Here is an 18,571-nt window from a genome sequence, read left to right as displayed (position 1 = left end):
CGGCGCTGCGGCGGGTCGCCGCCGACGGCTGGTCGTACGTCATCCTCGACGGCAAGTTGTTCGACTGCGACCGGCTCACCGAGACCACCCTGTCGGTCAAGGGCGACACCATCGACGCCTGGTACTCCGGAAAACACCGCGACTTCGGCGCGAATATTCAAGCGATCATGCGCCCCGATGGGCTACCCATCTGGACGTCGCCGGCGATGCCCGGGCATCTGCACGACACCAGCTGCGCCCGTGAACTCGGTGTCACCGCCGCGCTGAACTGGTCCGCCGCTGAGATCCACCTGCCGGCACTGGCCGACTCCGGCTACGAAAGCGCAGGTCACGGCATCAAGACACCGATCAAACAGCCTGCTGACGCCAGCCAGCTCGCGCCCGACAACCGCGCATACAACCGCCTGCTACGCGGCCTGCGCTGGCAGGGCGAACGGGGCTTCGCCATCCTCATCGGACGCTGGAAAGTGCTGCGCCACACCACGGCCAGCCCACGCCGGATCGGTGACATCGTCGCCGCCGCGCTACACCTGACCCACTTCGAATACAAATACCTACGCGAATCTTGTTGAGATCAGTTCACTGGGCCTTCCCCGGCGGTTATGTGGATGAGGGCGAATATCCACACGATGCCTGCGCCCGCGAAATCCGAGAAGAGTTGGGCGTCGCGCTGTTGGTGGGCGAGCTGCTCGTCGTGGACTGGGCACCGCCCGCCGGACAGCGCCCCCGTACGATCGTCAGCTTCACGCTCGACTGCGGGTCCGTTGCGGGCCTCGACGGCTTCAACCTGCCGGAACAGGAGTTGGAGGACATCGCCTTCTTCTCGTGCCACGAGGCCGAGCGCCACGTCCCCGGCAACGTCGCTACCCGAGTTGGTGCGGCGATGAGCGCCCGTGACCGACAGGCTCCGACGTACCTCGCAGGAGGCGTGGCCTTCCCCCTCCGCTGGCGGCCGGATGCCAATCTGCCGACGGAACGCGGCGACCGAATCAATGACGGGTTGCAGGCCACTGTGAATCGGCGTGTGAGTGAGATCGACAAGGACGATCCCGACGTCGAGTTCTACCAAAAGTCACTGACGATCGCTTCCGGCACGGAAAGGCGGTAGCCCGCGGGCGGATAGCTGCCAGCTATGCGGCCAGGCTGATGCCGATCCGGCCGGCCAGCAGGCGCAACTCGTCGGGGATAGCCCGGCGCTGGGCACGCTGAGCGAGGGACACCACGGCATCGCGGGCGAGAGGATTGATGGCGAACGGGACCGGAGCCGCGCGCTCGGCCTGAACGAACGCTGCAAGGGCCTCGCCGTCGCGGCGACCTCCGTCCGCAAGCGCGCGTCCGAGGTCGAGCCAGTAGGACTGCTGACGGATCGACGCTGCAAGAACCTGCGGGCGGACGGCTCGGGACAGCTCGATGACACGGCCAGAGTCGCCCTGCTCCGCGGCGATGGACATCTCCCAGAGCCCGACGTTGGTCGGTCCAAAGCCGCAGCCGTTGAAGCCCGCGCCGTCGGCCGGGTCCCCGAGCGACGCCGCCTCGCGGGTTGCCTCGTCCAGGTGATCGCGAGCTGCGAGCAGTTGGCCGCTCACCGTGGAGGTCAACGCGGCCGAGAGGTGAAGCTGTCCGAGCATTTGCCGCACCCGCACGTCGGCAGCGTTCGACTGCAACTGGGCCAGGGTTCGGTCGGCGGCACGGGCAGCAACGGTGGCGGACTCGATCGGCAGGCTCTGCGCGTAGGCGAAGCGGGACGCCGCGATCCAAGCCGGGTCCTCGGCATCTTCGGCGATCGTCCCGGCGAACCGGGCGGCGTTGAGGGCCAGGTGGCGGTATCCGAGATTCCGCAGGCAAGTGGACGCCTGGTAGGCCACCTGGACGAGCGCGGGGCCACCTACGGCAGCGGCTTCGAGCAGCAAGCTGGGAAGCAGACGTGCCATGGCCGGGTAGTTGCTCGCATTGCGAAGTTGTTCGGCACGGGCGATCTCGGCCGCCAGGCGCTCGGCGGTGTAGGTCGACGGCCGGCGCTCGCCGTCCTCGATCTCGATCAGGGCTGACCAGATCGCCGGCACACACTCGGCGGCGCTTTCACGGGCCGGATCACCGGACTCGGTGCCCTGACCGAGCAGGTCAGCCACCGTGACCTGCAGCGCGGCAGCCAGAGCGACCAGAGTGGACCGCCGGTCGACGGTCTTGCGACCCGACTCCACCTGCGAGATGTAGGACTGGGTCACACCAGCGAGCCCGGCTAGGACGGCCTGCGTCATGCCGCCGCGGCGCATCCGCCAGTACCGGATTCTGGCCCCGACGGTGTCCGGCTTCTTCGCCATGCCGACGCCACTCCCTCACGTAGCGGACTGCTTGCAGCGCTGAGCCGCATGCCCTGCTCGATTGGACGCTACACCTCCGGGCATCGAATCGGTGACGCTGAGTGCGCTGAGGTGTGTGCATCTCGCCTCGCGAGCTGCCTCACCCGGACGTCTACGGCGTCCGCCTGTAACTGGGCCAGGGTTCAGTCGGCGGCACGGGCGGCAACGGAAGCGGACTTGACCGGCAGATTCTGCGCGTAGGCGAAGCGGGACGCCGCGACCCAGGTGAATATTGGAACCTCGGCGCGCCCACCTTCATCACCCGTCTTCCCCATCCACGGATCCAAGCCCTGACCTGACTACTTCACGCCAGGGCCCTTCTTCCTCGCCATTGCATCATTGATCCTGAGTCGGACCTGGGTTCGGTAAGATTCACCGCCGTCGGAGGAAAATGCCTGCGCCCCCGTCATGTTCATCAAGGCCACTTCCCGGAGGGCGTCGGTCCCGATCTGCGCCTTTTCGCGCCAGCCGACTTTAGGGCCGGGATCTCCGCTGGCGACAACCTCGTCTCGTGACCGCGACGGCTCGATGCCGTGCGGTGTCGGCGGTCGGTGATGCTTGTCGTGGACGAGTTGGGGGGAGTGCAAGTTATAGAACGCTGCGATTTTCTGGAACGTTGGCCCACTCGTAGGGTAATCACCGACGTTTACGCGAAGATGCCACATCATGTTGAAGGCATCATTGGCGTTTTTTAGAGGCGTGTCGCGCTTCATCTCCTTCACCACCTTGCCCAGCGAATCCCGTTGATACTTCTTCAGCCCGGGATCCGAACCTTTCGTGACCGCCTTCTTCAAACTTTCCAGCTCTTTCCGGTAATCACGCAGATCGGCCGGGGTCGAGAATCGGATGGCCGTCCCCTTCTCGACGGGACGATAGAACGTGTGCGAATCCGGGACAGAGTCGAAGAACCCCTGGTATGCGTCGGCATTCGTCATGTATTCAAGGCCGACGATATCCGAGTCATTCATAGTTACCGATCCTCCTGGAGTTTGCTGACGCAGATGCCTGTCAGCACTCCTACGGGATGAGCGGCGCTGTGGTTCACCGGCTGCCGTGTTTCATCCACGCCCGCACGCCCTCGGCGAGGGTTGAGGTCCGGGGCGTAGGCCGGTAGCCCCACGACCGCCTAGAGCGCCACGATCGCCGCTGTCTCCGCTGGCAGCTGGATCCGGTCCCGCATCACGGTGACCCCCTCGCCGGTAGCCAGCAGCACCCGCCGAGCCACCCCCGGCAGCGACACTCCCTGCCCCCGCCCGGCGAAGTTCGCCACGACCAGCGTGTCCCCGCGCCGCATCAGCAGGAACTGGTCCCCGTGCTGCACCGACACCGCGTGCATCCGAGGATCGGACAGGTCCGCCACCGACCGCCGCAACGCGATCAACCGTTGATAGAACGCCAGCATCGACGCGTGCTCGGGCTTGTCCAGCTCGGCCCAGTCCAACCGGGACCGTACGAACGTCTCCGGGTCCTGCGGGTCCGGCACGTCCCCCTCGGGCCAACCGTGTGAGGCGAACTCGCGCCGCCGCCCGGTCCGTACGGCCGTCGCCAACTCCGGCTCGGGGTGCGAGGTGAAGAACTGCCACGGCGTGGAGGCCGCCCACTCCTCCCCCATGAACAGCATCGGCGTGAACGGCGCGGTCAGCAGGATCATGGCCCCGACCCGTACGAGGGCGGACGACAGGGAGGCCGAGATCCGGTCCCCGGTGGCCCGGTTGCCGATCTGGTCGTGGTTCTGCAGGTACGCGACGAGCCGGTGCCCGGGGACGCGCGAGTCGAGGGGCCGCCCGTGGTGGCGGTTGCGGAAGCTGGACCAGGTTCCCGCATGGAAGAAGCCGTTGGTGAGGACGTCCGACAGCGTCTCCAGTGAGCCGAAGTCGCCGTAGTAGCCCTGCCGCTCCCCCGTCAGCAACGTGTGCAGCGCGTGGTGGGCGTCGTCGTTCCACTGGGCGTGCAGGCCGAACCCACCCGCCTCGCGAGGGGTGATGAGCCGGGGGTCGTTGAGGTCCGACTCGGCGATCAGCGACAGCGGCCGGCCCAGGTGCGTCGACAGCGACTCGACCTCGACGGCCAACTCCTCAAGCAGAGGAACCGCACGGGTGTCCGGCAGGGCGTGCACCGCGTCGAGCCGCAGACCGTCGACGTGGTAGTCGCGCAGCCACATGAGCACGCTGTCGATGATGTAGCGGCGTACCTCGTCCGAGTGCGGGCCGTCCAGGTTGATCGAACGGCCCCAACTGTTGCTCTGCTCGGCCAGGTAGGGGCCGAACCGTGGCGCGTAGGCCCCGGAGGGCCCGAAATGGTTGTAGACGACGTCGAGGATCACCCCCAGCCCGCGAGAGTGGGCGGCGTCGACGAACCGTTTCAGGCCATCCGGGCCGCCGTAGGGCTCGTGTGGGGCGTACCAGCAGACACCGTCGTACCCCCAGTTGTGTTCGCCGTTGAAGGCGTTGACCGGGAGCAGCTCGATCATGTCGACGCCGAGGTCGATCAGGTGGTCGAGGCGGTCGATGGCCGCGTCGAACGTGCCCTCGGGGGTGAAGGTGCCGATGTGCAGCTCGTAGAGGACGCTGCCGGGCAGCTGTCGACCCGTCCAGGAGGAATCACTCCACTGGAAAGCAAGGTGATCGTAGCGGCGGCTCGGCCCGTGCACACCCGCAGGCTGCCACGGCGAGCGGGGGTCGGGCAGCGCGGTTTCGTCGTCGTTCAGCAGAAAGGAGTAGTCGAGGCCGGCGTCGGGCACCTCGACCAGCCACCAGCCGTCGGCGGCGGCGCGCATCTCGTGGTCGGTGTCGCCGGCCAGGCGCAGGCGCACCCGGCTGGCGTCCGGCGCCCAGACGGAGAATTGGGTCATGACGAGGCCTCCTCGGCAGCGGTGGGAGGAGCCAGCAGAGCAACGGGGTAGTCCGCGAGGAGATTGTCCAACGGGACCTCCCCGCCACTGTAGACCCGGCCGGTGAACAGGTCCTTCACTTCGTTAACGCCGAGCGACAGGGCTGTGTCACACCAGCCACCGGCCCGTGCCAGGCCGAGCGGCAGGCGGGTCGCCACGGCGATCACGCCACCCCGGTCGAACGCCACCACATGCCGGCCGACCGGGCCGTGCGCCGGCACCGGCCGGTAGGTGGTGAACAGCTCCGGGTGCGCCCGCCGCAGGCGCAGCGTCCGCGACACGACGAGCAGCTTCGCCGCTCCGTCGGTGTCGACCGGGGGACGCCAGCCGCCGTCGAGCCGTGCCAGCATCTCCCGGCGTACGTCGAAGTCGACCGGCCGCCGATTGTCCGGGTCGACCAGGGAGTTGTCCCACAGCTCGGTGCCCTGGTACGTGTCCGGGACGCCGGGCATGGTGAGCTGGACCAGCTTCTGCCCGAGGGAGTTGCACCAGCCGGCCGGGGCGATCGCGGCGGCGAGTTCGGTCAGCTCGTCGTGCAGCGCCGGGTCGTCGTACATGCGGTCGATGACCGCGTGCATGGCCTGCTCGAAGCCCGGGTCGGGGTCCGCCCAACTGGTCGAGGCCGCGGCCTCCCGGGCGGCCTTCTCGGCGTACGCGTGCAGCCGCTCCCGCTCGATCGGCCACGCGCCGACAGCCGTCTGCCAGAGCAGGTGGGCGAACGCCGGATCGGGCAGCGGCGCGTACTCCATCCAGGTCTTGACCTGCTCCGCCCACTGACCCGGCAGCTCGCTGAGCACGGCGAGGCGGGCGCGGACGTCCTCGCCGCGCTTCGTGTCGTGGGTGGAGATGGCGTTCATGGTCGCGGGCCAGCGGACCTGGCGGGCGCCGGCGAAGCGGTGGAACTCCGCCGGCGGCACCCCGAAGTGGGCGGGGCTGCCGCCCACCTCGTTGAGGGCCACGAAGCGCGTCCACCGGTAGAAGGCCGTGTCCTCGACGCCCTTGGCCATCACCGCGCCGGTCAACTGCGGGAAGCGCTTCGCCAGCTCGTCGTCGGGGTCGCGCAGCCGGCGGGTGATCGCGTCCAGGGCACCGGTCAGGTCGGGCCGGCGGCGGCCGGCCTCGGAGCGGGCCGCGGCGAGGTGCCGGGCGCCCTGCGGCGGATAGCCCCGGTAGACCGGGAACACCGCGGCCAGCTCGGCGAGCGCCGCGCGGGCCTGCTCGGTCGGCACCTCGGGAGCGAGCGCGGCGAGCCGGGTCAGCTCGGCGGCGAGCAGCGTGGTGGCGGCGGCCAGCTTGGTCGAGTGGGTCAGGTCCTCCCACGAGGTGCGCTGCCCGGTCAGCCGGGTGTCCAGCACCGTGAAGTCGCCCTCGGCGTCGGTGTCGACGAAGAGGCCGTTCACGGCGGCGAGGGCGTCGTACCCGGTGGTGCCGTCCACCGGCCAGTCCGGCAGCTCCTCGCCGTACTCCAGGATCTTCTCCACCACGAGCCAGGCGTCCGGCGCGGCCTCGCGCAGCCGCGCGAGGTAGCCGGCGGGGTCGCGCAGGCCGTCCGGGTGGTCGACGCGGATACCGTCGACCTCGCCGTCGGCAGCCCAGCGCAGGATCAGCTCGTGGGTGGCCGCGAACACCGCCGGGTCCTCCACCCGCAGGCCCGCCAGGCCCGCGATGGCGAAGAACCGGCGGTACGTCAGCTCGGCGTCCCCGCGCCGCCAGGAGACCAGCTCGTAGCGCTGCCGGTCGTGCACCTCCCGCGCGCTGCCGTCGCCCGTGCCGTCGGCGATCGGGAAGCGGTGCTCGTGGTAGCGCAGCTCGCCGTCGACGACCTTGAGGTCGTCCAGGGCGGCCGGGTCGTCGGCCAGGACCGGCAGCAGCAGCCGGCCCCGGTCCCAGTCGATGTCGAACCAGTCGGCGTACGACGAGTCGCGCCCCCGGCGCAGCACGTCCCACCAGGCCGGGTTGGCCGGCGGCACGGCGACCCCGGCGTGGTTGGGCACGATGTCGACGACCAGGCCGAGCCGCTTGTCCCGCAAGGCGCGCACCAGCCGCTGCCGGGCGGCCTCCCCGCCCAGCTCCGGGTTGACGCTCCGGTGGTCGACGACGTCGTAGCCGTGCTGCGAGCCGGGCGTGGCGGCCAGCAGCGGGGCGGTGTAGAGGTGGCTGACGCCGAGATCGTCCAGGTAGTCGACGATCGCGGCGGTGGCGTCCAGGTCGAAACCGGGGCGGACCTGGACTCGGTAGGTGGCCTTGGGAGGGGTGGCCGGCATGTCAGATCATCCTCTCCAACACGACGAGGGACCGGTCCGGCACCCGGATGGTGCCGCCCGCGCTGATCACCGTGGCGTCGTTCGGGTCGGGTTCGGCGGTGCTGATGACCCGTTCCCACTTCTGCCCGTACTCGCTGCCCGGCATCGTGAAGTCCAGCGGCGCGTCGTGGGCGTTGAAGCACAACAGGAACGAGGCGTCGTGGTGCTTCTGGCCGTACTGGCCGCGCTCGCGGATGCCCTCGCCGTTGACGAACAGCGCCACCGACCGGCCGAAGTCGTTGCCCCAGTCGTCGCCGGTCATCTCCCGCCCGTCCGGGGTGTGCCACGCCAGGTCCGGCAGCGGGGCGTCGACGTCCCGCCCGCCCACCGGTAGGCCGGTGAAGAACCGGCGGCGGCGGAACACCTGGTGGCGCTTGCGGAAGTCGGTCAGCGTACGGACGAAGTCCAGCAACTGCTCGTCGGCGTTGTCCCAGTCGATCCAGGCCAGCTCGCTGTCCTGGCAGTAGGCGTTGTTGTTGCCGTGCTGGGTACGCCCCAACTCGTCGCCGTGGCCGATCATCGGCACGCCCTGCGACAGCATCATCGTGGCCAGGAAGTTGCGCCGCTGCTTGGCCCGCAGGGCGAGCACCGCCTCGTCGTCGGTGTCGCCCTCCACACCGCAGTTCCACGACCGGTTGTGGCTCTCGCCGTCCCGGTTGTCCTCGCCGTTCGCCTCGTTGTGCTTGTCGTTGTACGACACCAGGTCGTTGAGCGTGAACCCGTCGTGCACCGTCACGAAGTTGATGCTGTGGAAGGGGCGGCGGCCGTCGTCCTGGTAGAGGTCGGCCGAGCCGGAGATGCGCGACGCGAACTCGGCCAGGGTGGCCGGCTCGCCGCGCCAGAAGTCCCGCACGGTGTCCCGGTACTTGCCGTTCCACTCCGTCCACAGCGGCGGGAAGTTGCCCACCTGGTAGCCGCCGGGGCCGACGTCCCACGGCTCGGCGATCAGCTTCACCTGGCTGACCACCGGGTCCTGCTGCACCACCTCGAAGAACGTGGACAGCCGGTCCACCTCGTAGAACTCGCGGGCCAGGGTGGCCGCCAGGTCGAAGCGGAACCCGTCGACGTGCATCTCGGTCACCCAGTACCGCAACGAATCCATGATCAGTTGCAGGGAGTGTGGGCTGCGCACGTTCAGGCTGTTGCCGGTGCCCGTGTAGTCGACGAAGTAGCGCCGGTCCTCCTCGCTGAGCCGGTAGTAGCTCGGCGCGTCCACGCCCTTGAAGCTCAACGTCGGCCCGAGGTGGTTGCCCTCGGCGGTGTGGTTGTAGACCACGTCGAGGATGACCTCGATGCCCGCGGCGTGCAGTGCCTTGACCATGCCCCGGAACTCCTGCACCTGCTGGCCGGTCCGGCCCAGCGCCGAGTAGCCGTGGTGCGGGGCGAAGAACCCGATCGTGTTGTAACCCCAGTAGTTGCGCAGACCCAGGTCGACGAGCCGATGGTCGTGCACGAACTCGTGCACCGGCATCAGCTCGATCGCCGTCACCCCGAGCCGGGTCAGATACTCGATCATCGGCGGGGAGGCGATTCCCGCGTACGTGCCGCGTAGCTCCTCGGGGATGTCCGGGTGCCGCATCGTCAGCCCGCGCACGTGCGCCTCGTAGATCACCGAGTGGTGGTACGGCGTGCGCGGCGGCTTGTCGTTGCCCCAGTCGAAGTACGGGTTCACCACCACCGACTTCGGCATGAACGGCGCCGAGTCGGTCTCGTTCATCCGCTCCGGGTCGCCCAGCTCGTAGTCGTACACCGCCGGGTCCCACGTGACGTCACCGTCGATGGCCTTGGCGTACGGGTCGAGCAGCAGCTTGTGCGGGTTGCAGCGCAGCCCGTTCGCCGGGTCGTACGGCCCGTACACCCGGTAGCCGTAGCGCTGCCCCGGCTCGATGCCCGGCAGGTACGCGTGCCAGACGTACGCGTCGACCTCCCGCAGCTCCACGCGGCGCTCCGCGCCGGTGTCCCACTCGTCGAACAGGCACAGCTCGATCCGCTCGGCCACCTCGGAGAAGATGGCGAAGTTGGTGCCCATCCCGTCGTAGGTGGCGCCCAGGGGATACCGCTCGCCCGGCCAGACCTGCATGTCGCTCCCTCAAGCCATGGTGATGTGCGCGCCGGCTCAGCCGCCCGCGCGCAAGCGGGTAGTGCCCCCGCCCCGGGCGCGCCAATCCATCCTTTCAGGCGGTGACCGGAATCCACCTGTCTGATGCGCGCTACACCCTCAGGTGTCTTCCGTCACCATGGCCGATTTGAAGGTGCGAACCGGCGTCCGATGGCCTTTGCTTGTCAGGGGACACGCGCCTGCGTGTGCCCTTCGGCCCTCGGCCGCCCCTTTTTCCACCCTCTCCGCCGCCACTGACGCCGGCGCGCCCCACCATGCCTGGACGGAGACAGATGTGACGACCCTGCGGGTCGATGAGCAGCTCGCTGCCACCAAGGACCGGACCCACCGACCCACCGTGACCTCCCGGCCCCAGCCTTCGACCTCGCCCGGTCCGTCCGCGCAGCCCGGCTCCCCCGTGCCGGCGCAGCGCGGTCCGGGTGTGCCGCCGCAGACCCGTCGCATCCTCATGCTGTCGTGGGAGTACCCGCCGGTGCTCGTCGGCGGCCTCGGCCGCCACGTCCACGCCCTGTCCGTCGCCCTGGCCGCCGCCGGACACGAGGTCACCGTCGTCACCCGCCACAGCGAAGGCGCACCCCTTGAGGAGTACGCCGACGGCGTGCGCATCCTGCGCGCCCCCGAAGACCCGGTGACGTTCCCCCTGGCCACCGGCTCGCTGCTGGCGTGGACCATGGCGTTCAACCACACCCTCACCCGGACCGCTCTGCGCGCCACCCAGGCCGGCGCCTACGACGTCATCCACGCCCACGACTGGCTCGTCGCGCACACCGCGATGACGTTGCGCGACCACCTGGACATCCCGCTCGTCAGCACCATCCACGCCACCGAGGCCGGGCGGCACCAGGGCTGGCTGCCCGAGGAGATGAACCGCACCATCCACGGCGTCGAGCAGTGGCTCAGCAGCGAGTCCAACCGGGTGATCGTCTGCTCCGGCTACATGCGCGACGAGGTCAACGCCCTGTTCGGCGTACCGGCCAGCCGGGTCGACGTGGTCGCCAACGGCGTCGAGTCGTACCGCTGGAAGGTGCCGGCACGCGACGTGGCGGCGGCGCGCGCCCGGTTCGCCGCCGACGGCCCGCTGGTCACCTTCGCCGGTCGACTCGTGTACGAGAAGGGCGTCCAGCACCTCATCGCCGCTCTCCCCCGGCTGCGTGAGCGGCACCCCGGGCTGCGCGCCGTGATCGCCGGCGACGGCCCGTACCGCGCCGAACTGGAGGCCGAGGTGCACCGCCGTGCCCTCGGCGGCATGGTCACCATGCCCGGCTTCCTCGGCGGCACCGACCTGCCGGCGCTGATGGCCGCGTCCGACTGCTTCGCCGTGCCGAGCATCTACGAGCCGTTCGGCATGGTCGCCCTCGAAGGGGCCGCCGCCGGAGCGCCCCTGGCCGTCGCCGCCACCGGTGGCCTCGCCGAGATCGTCGAGTCGGGAGCGACCGGCATGACGTTCCGCCCGCACGACCCGGACAGCCTCGCCGACGCCGTCGACGCGCTGCTGTCCGACCGCGAGCGCGCCCGCGCCATGGCCCGCCGAGCCCGTCGGATGGTCACCGAGCAGTACGGCTGGACCGCGATCGCCCAGCGCACCGCCGCCAGCTACGGCGCCGCCATCGCCACCGACGCCGCGTTCACGACCGAGCGCGCCGAACAGCGCATGTCGCAGGGCCGGGCGCTTCCGGCGCTGCCCGAGGGCAACCTGCTCGCCGCCGCCGGCCTCCGCTGAGGCCGCCTCGCGCTGATCGACCCGGGTTTCGTGAAGTCGGGGTGTCTGCCGTCCTGGGACACCCCGACTTCCGGCAAGTCGGGTCGATCACCGGCGGCGGTCGGGCGTCGCCGCCCGGCGGCGGTCCGGCCGGGCTGCCAGACTGTGCGGATGTCTCGCTCTGTTGACGCCCTGGATTCGGCCTTCCCGGTCGCCGCTTCGATCGCGCTGGACCTGATCCGGCACCCCGAGGTAGCCGCGCAATGGTCGCGCCCGAGCGCCCTGCCGCACCTGTCCGTGGGTGGTCTGGCGTGCCACCTGGGGCGGCAGGCGATCCGCGCGGCGGAGTTGCTGCCGACATCCGCCGACCTGCCCACGCTCGACTCGGCCGACGCCCACTACGAGCGGGCCGCCTGGGTCACGGAGGGCACACCCGACGAGGACGCGGTCGCCGAGGGCCCGGACGAGGCGGACGCGGTCCGTGGACCGGACGACCTGCACGCCCGCTCCACCGAGGCCCTCGCGGAGGTCGGTGACCTGCTGTCCCGGGGAGCCGCCGTCGACGTGGTGCCGATCCCGTGGCAGGGCTGGTCCCTGCGCCGCGCCGACTTCCTGCTCACCCGCCAGTTGGAGATCGTCGTGCACTCGGACGACCTGGCGGTCAGCGTCGGCGTGCCCACGCCGGTCTTCCCGCCGGAGGTCTTCGACCCCGTACGCGACCTGCTGGTCCGGCTGGCCGTCCGCCGGCACGGTCAGTCCGCGCTGATCGGCGCGCTCAGCCGCAGCGAACGAGCCCGCGACATCGCCGCCTTCTGACGGACCCCGCCGCCGAGCCGGCGGACCGCCCCGGCCGGCGCATGGTCGACTCGGCTTCAGGGAAACCGGGGCGTCCTGGGGACGGCAACACCTCGGCTTCACGGAACCCGAGTCGATCAACGCCGACCGCGCACGACCGCACACGGCGCAGGCCGCCGACCCCGGATCGGGTCGACGGCCTGCGGTCCTGCGGTCCTGCGGTCCTGCGGTCGTGCGAGGAGCGGGAGGTCAGCGCTCGTTGAACGGGACGTAGTCCCGCTCGGGGGCGCCGACGTAGACCTGCCGGGGACGGCCGATCTTGGTCTCCGGGTCGCTGATCATTTCGCGCCACTGGGCGATCCAGCCGGGGAGCCGGCCGAGCGCGAAGAGCACCGTGAACATCTTCGTGGGGAAGCCCATGGCCTTGTAGATCAGGCCGGTGTAGAAGTCCACGTTCGGGTAGAGCCGCCGGGAGACGAAGAAGTCGTCGGCGAGGGCGATCGCCTCCAGCTCCATGGCGATGTCCAGCAGCGGGTCCGGCTTGGCCATGCGGCCCAGCACGTCCTGCGCGGCCTTCTTGACGATCGCCGCCCGCGGGTCGTAGTTCTTGTAGACCCGGTGGCCGAAGCCCATCAGCTTGACGCCGTCCTGCTTGTCCTTGACCTTGCGGACGAAGGACCGGACGTCGCCGTCGCCGGCGTGGATCTGCTGGAGCATCTCCAGCACCGCCTGGTTCGCGCCGCCGTGCAGCGGGCCGAACAGCGCGTTCACGCCCGCCGAGACGGAGGCGAACAGGTTGGCGTTGCTGGAACCGACCAGCCGGACGGTCGACGTGGAGCAGTTCTGCTCGTGGTCGGCGTGCAGGACGAAGAGCATGTCCAGCACCTTCGACATGACCGGGTCGACCTCGTACGGCTCCGCCGGCACGCCGAACGTCATGCGCAGCAGGTTGTCCACGTACCCGAGGGAGTTGTCCGGGTACAGCAGCGGCTGCCCGATGGACTTCTTGTACGCGTACGAGGCGATGGTGGGGACCTTCGCCATGAGCCGGACCGTGGAGATCTCCACGTGCTCGGAGTCGAACGGGTCGAGGCTGTCCTGGTAGAACGTCGACAGCGCGCTCACGGCGGACGACAGCACCGCCATCGGGTGGGCGTCACGGGGGAAGCCGTCGAAGAACCGACGCATCTCCTCGTGCAGCAGCGAGTGCCGCCGGATCCACTCGGTGAACTCGGTCAGCTGCTGCTCGGTGGGCAGCTCACCGTAGATGAGCAGGTACGAGACCTCCAGGAAGGAGGACTTCTCGGCCAGCTGCTCGATCGGGTACCCCCGGTAACGCAGGATCCCCGCGTCGCCGTCGATGTAGGTGATCGCGGATGAGGCAGCCGCGGTGTTGACGAAACCGGGGTCGTACGTCGTCATCCCGGTTTCCTTCAACAGCTTGCTCACCCCGATGCCAGCGGGGCCCTCGACCGCAGAATGCACCGGCATCGACAGCTGCCCGCCGGGGTGGTCGAGCTTGACTTCCGTCATGTGGTTCCTCGCTTCGCCGGCAGATCTACGTTGAATTGCCTTCGCTTCTACCGTAATTGCGGCTCGGGGGACACTGCCCGCCGTGGTTCGGCGGTGAGGTATGCGTCACCCGATTCCCGACCAGCAGGCCGGGAAACCCGCAATCCCGGCAGGCGGGAAGCCCACGAAAGCCGCAAACGACCGGTCCGCGACGGTCCGACGGACAGCCGGTTTCAGGACAGCGCCAGGCGGCGCAGCGTACCCGTGGCCGTGACCTGGTAGACGTCGAGCTGGTTGGTGCCGGCGCGGAACAGCCGGTCGTCGGTGAGCAGCGCGGCGAACCGACGCCCGCCCGGGTCGGTCGGCACCACCGGGACCACCGCGCCGATCCGGCCGTTGACGGCGACGGCCAGCAGCGTGCCGTCCGGTATGGCGTCGGGCACGTCACCCCAGACGAGCGCCGGGAGGGTGCCGGTGTCCGGATCGGTGGCCCGGAACGCGGCCAGGTCGGCGACCCGGGCGCTGCCGCCGCTGGGGCCGGCGCGTACCTCGGTGCCGACCAGCCGGTGCGGTGTCGGTAGCGGCGGTGGGGTGGGTACCCCGCCCGGGAAGGTGACCGCCTCGCCGGGGGTGTCGTAGAAGTGTTTCGTGGCGTCGGCGCGCGGGCTCTGGCGGGCGGAGCGACCGTCGACCCGCCAGGGCAGGCGGATGCCGGCCTCGTCGGCGACGGTGGGCAGCAGGTCAACGTGTTCCCAGTTGCGGTCGTCCACCCGGCCGGTCTGCTGCCGTGGTTCCTTGACGAACATCGGCACCCAGGCGACCTCGCCGGCGGCGGCCTTGATGGCGTCCATGCCCCGGCCCTGGGCGCCGGGTCGGAAGCTCACCCCGTGATCGGCGGTGACGACGACGAGGGCCTGGTCGTAGAGGCCGCTGGCACGCAGAGTGCGCAGCGTCTCGCCGATCAGCCGGTCGGTGTAGCCGAGTTGGGCGAGGTGGCGCTGACGGGCCAGGTCGATCCAGCCGGCCCCGTCGTTGGGCAGGTCCTCGGGTGCGTCGTAGCGCGCGCCGGACGGCAGGTACGCCCACGGGGAGTGCGGCATGAGCAGGTGCAGGAAGTGCAGGGTGGGTCGGGGCCGGGGCTTCAGCCCGGCGAGGAAGCTGGTGAACCGGGCGGGCTGGTTGTCGTCGAGGCTGTCCCAGCGGAACTTGGGATCGGCCGGTACCGGCTCGGCGACGTCCAGACCGGCCTCGGCGCGCGTCCGCTCCCGGTACGAGTCCTCCGGGTCGACCGCGCTGTCGGTGGGCCCGGCGATCCGGCCGAGCAGCTTGCCGGTCTCCTTCACCAGCACGCCGAGGCCCTGTTCAGGGGCGACCGGCTGTTCGCAGCGGCTGGGTGGGCAGAGCCGAGTGATGCTCTCCTCGGCCTGGATGTCGTACAGGCCGCCGAAGGCGGTGAAGAGGTTGTCCGGGTACTGCGAGTAGTGCGGCGCGACCGACCGCGCCGGGTAGCGGCCGGTGAGCATCGCCGGCAGCGCGTTGGGCGTCCAGCCGCTGACCCCGGTGGCGTTGCGGTACCAGGTCGACGCTCCGGCCAGTTCGGCGAAGTGCGGGAACCGTGCCGCGTCGATCCGGCCGTCGCCGCCGAGCAGACTGACCAGCGGCAGCTCGTCGAGGATCAGCATGACCACCGGCGGGTGCACGGCCCCGCCCTGCGCGGTGCCGACCGCGCCGCCGTCGCCGCGCGGCAGCACGACCGCCGAGGTGGGCGACACGAACAGGAACAGCGCCACGAACGCCACCGGCCCGGCGGCGGCCAGTCGCAGCGCCCGGCCCGGGGCCCGCCACCGCCGGTGCGCCGCCGCGCCGGCCAAACCGGCCAGACCGGCAAGACACAGCAGGGGTACGCCCCGAAGCGTCGTCACGTGCCGGCCCACCTGCACGGCGAGGGCGGCGACCAGCAGGCCCACGAGCACCGTGTGGGTGAGCGCGCGGGGGATCCGGCCGGCCAGTCGACTGAGCGCGCCCAGCGCCGCCACGGGCAGGGTGGGTACGAGCGCCACCAGCGCGACCAGCAGCAGGATCTGGCCGGTGTCGGCGCGGTGGAACAGGAAGAAGTCGGGGCTGCGGCCGAGCACGTCCAGCAGCGGCTGGGTGACGACCAGCCCGACCAGCGCGGCGATCTCCAGCACCCGGCCCAGCTCCCCGCGCCACCCCCGCTCCCACCGCCCGCGTTCGGGTGGGGACTCGACGGGTGGGTCAGCCACCCATCACCGTCCGGTAGAGCGTGCGGGTGCCCGAGGGCAGTTCCAGCCGGTCGGTGATCCGGCCCCGGGCGGCGAGGAGCCGTTCGAAGGTGTCCCGCCGGTAGTCGGGGAAGAGTCCGTCGGGCTTGTTGGCGAGCAGCCGGGCGGCCATCGGGTCGTCCGGGTGGACGAACTCCACCACCACGGCCCCGCCGGGCGCGGTCAGCCCGGCCAGCCAGTCGACGACCTCCGGCAGCGGCACGTTGCGGCCGATCGCCAGGTGGTGCGCGAGAGCCAGGGCGAGCACGACGTCCGCCGACGCCCGCTGGGCGAAGCCGGCGCGCTCGACGCCGCGCCAGCCGCCGCCCGGGGACGGGTCGGCCAGGTCGACCACCAGCGGCAGGATCCGTTGCTGCCCCTCGGAGCGCAGCGCCCGGTACAGCTCGTCGACCACCGCCGGGTCCTGCTCGACGGCGACCACGCAGTCGGCGTGCCCGGCGGCCAGTCGGGAGTACCGGCCGTCGTTGGCCCCGAGGTCGAGCACCAGGCGGGGACGGCCGGCGGCGGCCACGGCGGCGACCACGAACTGCTCCTTGGCGACCCGGTCGCGGGCCGAGTAGCCGCAGGTGCGCTGGTAGTCCGACCAGTGGCTGCCAAAGGGGCGGTGCTCCAGGCGGCGGACCAGCTTCTCGATGCCACGTACGGTGGCCGCCTGCAACTGGCGGGAGTAGCCGGCGGCCCGGAGCTGGGCCTTGACGTCGGTGGTGCTGGCGGCGGCGTTGCGCTGCTGCATGGCGCCGTGCAGGTGCAGGTGGGTCAGGACGCCGGGGCGCAGCCGGCGGGTTCCGCCGAAGAGGGGGCGCAACTGCTCGGCCTCGATGCCGTCCACCTGGGCGCGTAGCCAGGGTTGGAAGTCCACGCCCAGGTGCGCGGTGAGCAGCAGCGGGTAGAGCAGGGTCTGGCAGAACTGGCGGTAGCCGGCCCACGGTTCGCCGTCGCGGACCGGCGTGAAGGAGCCGATGTCGATGAAGACCGGTTTCGCGCCGCGCCACTGGAGGTTGTAGGCGGAGCCGTCCTTGGTGGTGAACCCCTCGGCGAGGGCGGTACGCAGGATCTCCAGGTGCAGCAGCGCGGCGTCGCGCAGCATGGCGAAGGACCACTCGTACGGGTGCGAGACGAACGGAATGCGTTCGTGGCGCAGCACCGCCGCCCACTCGGTGCCGGCGGCGGGTGCCAGCGTCGCGGGGGCGTCCTCGGTGGCGCAGACCTTGCCCGCCGAGACGAGTGTGGGGAAGAACGGGCTGGCCGCGAGGGTGCGCCAATGCTCGGCGGCCTGGGCGTCGAGCCCGCGCAGCACCTCGTCGCCGACGTGGAAGACCCGGTTGGCGGGGTCGCGGAAGGAGGCGGGCTCGGGGCGTACCCCGGTGGGTGTGCTCGTCATGGTCGCCGCGACCGTTACCGCTGGTCGGTGGGCTGCCGACGGAACCGGTCGACCAGCCGCCGCCAGTAGAGCCTGGCGGCGACCGCGACGCCGGCCACCCCGCCGACGACGGCCTGCACGATCAGGCTGCCCGATCCCGCGTCCAGGTAGGCCAGATGGATCACCGACCGCTCCTTCCCCTCGCCCGTCTCGACACCGGCGTCCCGGGGCGACAGCGATGAGGCTTTTGACCCAGTAAGCCGGACTTGTTCCTCACCGTACGCTGCTCGTCCGCGCCACCGCGCCCACATCCGAGGACTCCCAGCCCGGCCACAGGAAGCGGCTCGCGTCGGTAGGCTGCGAAGCGTGCGCTGGATGGTCGTGGACGCGCCACTGGACTCCTCCGGCGCGCGGCGCGGCGAGGAACGGGCGCCGGCCGCCCTGCGTCGGGCCGGCCTGCTGGACGCCCTGGCCGCCGACGACGACGGGCAGATCGACGAGGCCCGGTTGCGGGACCCGAACCGGGAGCCGGCGAGCGGGGTGATCGACGCCGCCGGCCTGGTCCGGGCCGGTGCCGCGATCAGCGCGCGGATCGGCGGGCTGATCGCGGACGGTCACCGACCGCTGGTGCTCGGCGGCGACTGTGCGATCCTGCCCGGCATCTGCCGCGCGCTGCCCCGCACGACCGCGCTGTGGTTCGTCGACGCGCATCCCGACTTCCTCGACGGCGCGACGTCGCCGACCGGCGAGGCCGCCGACATGGACCTGTCGGTGGTCACCGGGCACGGCCCGGCCGCCGCGATCGGCGTCGACGACGCGCTGCTCGACCCCGCCCGGGTGCACCTGCTCGGCCACCGACCGCCCACCGACGAGGACAGTCGCGTCGAGGCGGCCCGGATCGACCCGGCGATCCACCAGGTGACCGCCGCCGACCTGCTGCGCCTCGGCGCCGGGGCGGTCGGGGTGGGCCTGGCCGCCGACGGCGACGGGCCGGCCTGGCTGCACCTCGACCTGGACGTGGTGGATCCGCGCGACCTGCCGGCGGTGACCTACCCGGAGCCGGACGGGCCACGGTGGGCGGACCTCGTCGCACTGGTCACGCCGCTGGCCCGCGCCGACCGGCTGCTCGGGATGAGCGTGACCGACCTGAACCCCGACGAGGACCCCGACGGGCGGCACACCCGGACCGTCGTCGAGGTCCTCACGCAGATGCTGACCGGCTGACCGGCT

The 18,571-nt window shown here is 70.9% G+C and carries 14 protein-coding genes; 5 read left to right on the top strand and 9 right to left on the bottom strand.

The window, feature by feature from the left end:
* Nucleotides 1–572: transposase family protein (locus tag ACLQ25_RS17020; protein ID WP_425731843.1), on the top strand; the 572-nt coding region annotated here is incomplete at its 5' end.
* Nucleotides 566–1,108 (top strand): NUDIX domain-containing protein, encoded by a 543-nt coding sequence (locus ACLQ25_RS17015; protein ID WP_425731842.1) that lies wholly within the window; start codon nucleotides 566–568, stop codon nucleotides 1,106–1,108. The genes ACLQ25_RS17020 and ACLQ25_RS17015, both read left to right, overlap by 7 nt.
* A 22-nt stretch (nucleotides 1,109–1,130) precedes the next feature.
* On the opposite strand, the gene ACLQ25_RS17010 is transcribed toward ACLQ25_RS17015, so the two are convergent.
* The 5 genes from ACLQ25_RS17010 to glgX all read right to left on the bottom strand — a co-directional run bounded on the left by ACLQ25_RS17010 (nucleotide 1,131) and on the right by glgX (nucleotide 9,633).
* Nucleotides 1,131–2,321, bottom strand: a complete 1,191-nt coding sequence (locus tag ACLQ25_RS17010; RefSeq protein WP_425731841.1) for a helix-turn-helix domain-containing protein — start codon at nucleotides 2,319–2,321, stop codon at nucleotides 1,131–1,133.
* Between the two features lie 338 nt (nucleotides 2,322–2,659).
* Nucleotides 2,660–3,328: a hypothetical protein gene (locus tag ACLQ25_RS17005; protein ID WP_425731840.1), complete on the bottom strand. Its 669-nt coding sequence runs from the start codon at nucleotides 3,326–3,328 to the stop codon at nucleotides 2,660–2,662.
* Nucleotides 3,329–3,486: 158 nt separating this feature from the next.
* Nucleotides 3,487–5,211, bottom strand: a complete 1,725-nt coding sequence (treZ, locus tag ACLQ25_RS17000; protein ID WP_425731839.1) for a malto-oligosyltrehalose trehalohydrolase — start codon at nucleotides 5,209–5,211, stop codon at nucleotides 3,487–3,489.
* Nucleotides 5,208–7,514, bottom strand: a complete 2,307-nt coding sequence (gene treY / locus ACLQ25_RS16995) for a malto-oligosyltrehalose synthase (RefSeq protein ID WP_425731838.1) — start codon at nucleotides 7,512–7,514, stop codon at nucleotides 5,208–5,210. Before treY ends, treZ begins: the two co-directional genes overlap by 4 nt.
* A 1-nt stretch (nucleotide 7,515) precedes the next feature.
* On the bottom strand, nucleotides 7,516–9,633 hold the full coding sequence (gene glgX / locus ACLQ25_RS16990) for a glycogen debranching protein GlgX (RefSeq protein WP_425731837.1): 2,118 nt from the start codon (nucleotides 9,631–9,633) through the stop codon (nucleotides 7,516–7,518).
* 313 nt (nucleotides 9,634–9,946) lie between these two features.
* On the opposite strand from glgX, the gene ACLQ25_RS16985 reads away from it, so the two are divergent.
* Together ACLQ25_RS16985 and ACLQ25_RS16980 are read left to right on the top strand one after the other, a co-directional pair.
* Nucleotides 9,947–11,392 carry a glycosyltransferase family 4 protein gene (locus ACLQ25_RS16985; protein WP_425731836.1) on the top strand — a complete coding sequence of 482 codons (1,446 nt, stop codon included), beginning with the start codon at nucleotides 9,947–9,949 and terminating at the stop codon, nucleotides 11,390–11,392.
* 150 nt (nucleotides 11,393–11,542) lie between these two features.
* Entirely contained in the window at nucleotides 11,543–12,187 is a 645-nt protein-coding gene (locus ACLQ25_RS16980; RefSeq protein WP_425731835.1) for a maleylpyruvate isomerase N-terminal domain-containing protein, read from the top strand.
* Nucleotides 12,188–12,415: 228 nt separating this feature from the next.
* Here ACLQ25_RS16980 and ACLQ25_RS16975 read toward each other — a convergent pair whose 3' ends face one another.
* The 4 genes from ACLQ25_RS16975 to ACLQ25_RS16960 all read right to left on the bottom strand — a co-directional run bounded on the left by ACLQ25_RS16975 (nucleotide 12,416) and on the right by ACLQ25_RS16960 (nucleotide 17,526).
* Nucleotides 12,416–13,699, bottom strand: a complete 1,284-nt coding sequence (locus ACLQ25_RS16975; RefSeq protein ID WP_425731834.1) for a citrate synthase — start codon at nucleotides 13,697–13,699, stop codon at nucleotides 12,416–12,418.
* Between the two features lie 212 nt (nucleotides 13,700–13,911).
* The gene (locus tag ACLQ25_RS16970) at nucleotides 13,912–15,942 is read right to left on the bottom strand and encodes a sulfatase-like hydrolase/transferase (protein ID WP_425731833.1); all 2,031 of its coding nucleotides are present in this window, start codon (nucleotides 15,940–15,942) and stop codon (nucleotides 13,912–13,914) included.
* Complete coding sequence (locus ACLQ25_RS16965) at nucleotides 15,935–17,362, bottom strand: methyltransferase (RefSeq protein WP_425731832.1); 1,428 nt, start codon at nucleotides 17,360–17,362, stop codon at nucleotides 15,935–15,937. Before ACLQ25_RS16965 ends, ACLQ25_RS16970 begins: the two co-directional genes overlap by 8 nt.
* Before the next feature lie 14 nt (nucleotides 17,363–17,376).
* Nucleotides 17,377–17,526 carry a hypothetical protein gene (locus ACLQ25_RS16960; protein WP_355052365.1) on the bottom strand — a complete coding sequence of 50 codons (150 nt, stop codon included), beginning with the start codon at nucleotides 17,524–17,526 and terminating at the stop codon, nucleotides 17,377–17,379.
* A gap of 190 nt (nucleotides 17,527–17,716) precedes the next feature.
* On the opposite strand from ACLQ25_RS16960, the gene ACLQ25_RS16955 reads away from it, so the two are divergent.
* Nucleotides 17,717–18,565: an arginase family protein gene (locus ACLQ25_RS16955; protein ID WP_425731845.1), complete on the top strand. Its 849-nt coding sequence runs from the start codon at nucleotides 17,717–17,719 to the stop codon at nucleotides 18,563–18,565.
* Nucleotides 18,566–18,571: the final 6 nt, after the last annotated feature.

Origin of the sequence: Micromonospora sp. DT44 (assembly GCF_049841635.1) — a bacterium.
GTDB lineage: Bacteria > Actinomycetota > Actinomycetes > Mycobacteriales > Micromonosporaceae > Micromonospora.
Note: the sequence above shows the minus strand (reverse complement) of the source record. Positions and strands in the feature narration are given on the sequence as shown.